This is a genomic window from Paraburkholderia elongata, assembly GCF_013177735.1.
GTDB classification, from domain to species: Bacteria; Pseudomonadota; Gammaproteobacteria; order Burkholderiales; family Burkholderiaceae; genus Paraburkholderia; species Paraburkholderia elongata.
Genome location: NZ_WOEZ01000012.1, coordinates 1 through 3,207, shown reverse-complemented (window position 1 = coordinate 3,207; position 3,207 = coordinate 1). Strand labels below are relative to the sequence as shown.

Here is a 3,207-nt window from a genome sequence, read left to right as displayed (position 1 = left end):
CCACGCTCGTTATCACGCTGGAAATCGAAAATGCCGGCCGCGAGGCGCTGCCTTTCGGGCTGGGCGTGCATCCATTTTTCGTGCGTGACGCGGACACCGAACTGTCGGCAGCGGCCGGCGGCCTGTGGCTCTCCGGCGATGACTGGCTGCCGGTGCGTCACGTGCCGGCGCCACCCGCGTGGCAATTCGGCGTGGCGTATCCGCTGCCGGAAGCCATCGTCAATCACGCGTTCACGGGCTGGAGCGGGCAGGCGGCGGTGGTGTGGCCGAAGCGGCGCCTGTCGCTGAATATCGCTGCCGACACCGACTACTACGTGCTGTACACACCACCGGGCGAAGACTTCTTCTGCTTCGAGCCGGTCGATCATCCGATCAACGCGATGAATCTGGCGGGCGGCGCGAGCGAGAACGGCATGACGATGCTGGGACGCGGCGAGCGCCTGACACGCACGTTCCGCTTCACCGTCGAGCGCACGGGTTTGCGCTCGATGCCGGGTGCGCGTGGGTCGCGGCGGCGGCAGTAGCCGGCGAGCAGGGCGGAGCGGCACGGCGCACCCGTCTCGCCCCGGCCCGAGCCGGTATGACGCGTGGCCGCGGCTTGCCGCGCAGGACGGGTAAAATACGCGCCTCTTCCGTTATCGGCTCGCCGCGAGACTCACCATGTCCAATTTCATCCAGACACTCAACGACGCCTGGCAGCGCACGAACTCGCTGCTGTGCGTCGGCCTCGATCCCGAGCCCAGCAAATTCCCGGGCGCGCTCGCGGGCCGTCCCGAGGCGATTTTCGACTTCTGCCGCACCATCGTCGATGCGGCCGCGCCGTATGCGTCGTCGTTCAAGCCGCAGATCGCATACTTCGCAGCCCATCGCGCGGAAGACCAACTCGAGCAGTTGATCGCGCACATTCATGCGAACCATCCGGGCTTGCCGGTGATTCTGGACGCGAAGCGTGGCGACATCGGCAGCACCGCCGAGCAGTACGCTCGCGAGGCGTTCGAGCGCTATCAGGCGGATGCGGTGACGGTGAATCCGTATATGGGTTTCGACTCGATCGAGCCGTATCTGGAGCACGCAGGCAAGGGCGTGATTGTGTTGTGCCGGACCTCGAACGCGGGCGGCTCGGATCTGCAGTTTCTGGAGACGGGCGGGCGTCCGCTGTATCAGGTCGTCGCACAGCTGGCGGCGGACAAATGGAACGCGAGCGGCCAACTGGGTCTCGTGGTTGGCGCGACCTTCCCGAAGGAAATCGAAGTGGTGCGTGGAATTGTCGGCGATATGCCGCTGTTGATTCCGGGCATTGGCGCGCAAGGCGGCGATGTTCAGGCGACGGTCAACGCTGGCCGCACAGCGAACGGTACGGGCATGCTGATCAACTCGTCGCGGGCGATTATCTACGCCGGCAAGGACGACGATTTCGCCGAGGCCGCAGCTAAGGCCGCGATGGAAACGCGTGACCGGATTAATGCGTTCCGGTGATGGAGGGTGAGGCCAGTCAGGTAACTGGCCCCAGCCGCTCGATAAACGCCGCGTGCTGCGGATGTTGCGCTTTCTGCGCATTAACATCCGCCAACTCGAACTCGCTGAATTCAAACCCCGGCGCCACCGTGCAACCCACCAGCGCGAACGTCGCCGGGTCCGCGCATTCCGCGGCAAACCACCGACCGGCGGGCACCACCGCCTGAAACACGGCATCCGGATGCGTCAGCGCATTGCCCAACTTGTGCGTAATCAGGGAGCCCGCTTCGTCGAGTACGTGGACGTTCAAGGGCTCGCCGGCATAGAAATGCCAGACCTCGTCGGACTTGATTCGATGCCACGCCGAATGCGCGCCATCGCAGAGCAGGTAATAAATCGCAGTGGACGCCGAGCGCGTCTGCGTTGAACCGTCATCGCGGCGGACAGCCTCCGCGGACCGATACGTCTCGCTGAAAAATCCACCTTCCGGATGCGGCTTCAGATCGAAGCGGCGAATCAACTCGTCTTTGGCTGCGGGCGAAGTGGACGTGTTGGGCATCGTGGGCGGCGCCTCAGGTTTTGAACCGGACGTTAATTGGACGTTAAACGGACATTAACCGAACGTTAATGTTCACGCTCGTCGAGCAGGGCCAGCACGCCGCGCAACGCGTGTGCGGCGGCCTGCACGCGGATTTTCTCGCGGTCGCCCTTGAAGACCTTGGTTTCCACCGACGTATGCAGCCGATTGCTCCAGCCGAACGACACCATGCCCACCGGCTTGGTTTCAGTGCCGCCGCCCGGGCCGGCGACGCCGGTAATCGATACCGACACCTGCGCGCGACTGTTGCGCAGCGCGCCCTCGGCCATCGCGCGTGCCACTTGCTCGCTGACCGCGCCGTGCTTGTCGATCAGGTCGGCCGGTACGCCGATCATTTCGGACTTCGCCTGATTCGAATACGTGACGAAGCCGCGCTCGAACCAGCCGCTGCTGCCGGAAATATCGGTGATCGCGGTCGCTACCATGCCGCCCGTGCAGGATTCGGCGGTGACGAGCATCAGGCGCTCGTCGCGCAGGCGGTTGCTCACGCGAATCGCGAGCTGGTGAACCACGGAATCGGTAGGCATGGCGTCAATCCGGAAAACGGCGATCTGCTGCGGGAGGCGGCCGGCCGGCGGTAGCGGTTAGCCGGCGCCGGCCAACGACAACGGTTAAACCGACATGCGCCAGAGCGCAATCACGAGCAGCGTGAAAAACGCGGCGACCAGGTCATCGAACATGATGCCAAATCCACCTTTCAGTCGGCGGTCGAAATAGCCGATCGGCGGCGGTTTCACCATGTCGAAGAAGCGGAACACGATGAACGCCCAGAGCTGCCCGGTCAGCGTGACCGGCGTGACCATCAGCAGCACCAGCCAGAACGCGACGATTTCGTCACAGACGACTGGCGACGGATCGTCGGTGCCCAGCTTCTTCGCGGTAAAGCCGCAAATCGCAATGCCGCCGAAAAAGCCGGCGACGATCAGCACGCCCCACTCGATCACGGTCAGATAACGGCTCAGAACGGCGAACGATGCCCATGCGAACAGCGTGCCGATCGTGCCTGGCGCCACCGGCGACAAGCCGCTGCCAAAACCCAGCGACAGAATGTGCAGCGGATGCGACAGCATGAAGCGCGCGGTGGCGCGGCGCGGCTGAGGACGCGGCTCGCGCGGGCCGGACGCGTTCGGCTGCGGTTTGCCGATGAGATCGTC

General features: G+C 64.5%; 5 protein-coding genes. 2 read left to right on the top strand and 3 right to left on the bottom strand.

Features of this window, described 5'->3' with window-relative positions; translation table 11 throughout:
- The coding region (locus GNZ13_RS02325; RefSeq protein WP_456238721.1) for an aldose epimerase family protein at window positions 1-524 on the top strand (524 nt) is incomplete at its 5' end.
- A 136-nt stretch (window positions 525-660) separates the two neighbouring features.
- Complete coding sequence (gene pyrF, locus GNZ13_RS02320) at window positions 661-1,476, top strand: orotidine-5'-phosphate decarboxylase (protein WP_172160127.1); 816 nt, start codon at window positions 661-663, stop codon at window positions 1,474-1,476.
- A 16-nt stretch (window positions 1,477-1,492) separates the two neighbouring features.
- On the opposite strand, the gene GNZ13_RS02315 is transcribed toward pyrF, so the two are convergent.
- The 3 genes from GNZ13_RS02315 to GNZ13_RS02305 all read right to left on the bottom strand — a co-directional run bounded on the left by GNZ13_RS02315 (window position 1,493) and on the right by GNZ13_RS02305 (window position 3,198).
- Complete coding sequence (locus GNZ13_RS02315) at window positions 1,493-2,014, bottom strand: cupin domain-containing protein (protein WP_172160125.1); 522 nt, start codon at window positions 2,012-2,014, stop codon at window positions 1,493-1,495.
- Between the two features lie 65 nt (window positions 2,015-2,079).
- Window positions 2,080-2,580: a CinA family protein gene (locus GNZ13_RS02310; protein ID WP_169491217.1), complete on the bottom strand. Its 501-nt coding sequence runs from the start codon at window positions 2,578-2,580 to the stop codon at window positions 2,080-2,082.
- 84 nt (window positions 2,581-2,664) lie between these two features.
- Complete coding sequence (locus tag GNZ13_RS02305; protein ID WP_328807162.1) at window positions 2,665-3,198, bottom strand: phosphatidylglycerophosphatase A family protein; 534 nt, start codon at window positions 3,196-3,198, stop codon at window positions 2,665-2,667.
- Between the last annotated feature and the right edge of the window lie 9 nt (window positions 3,199-3,207).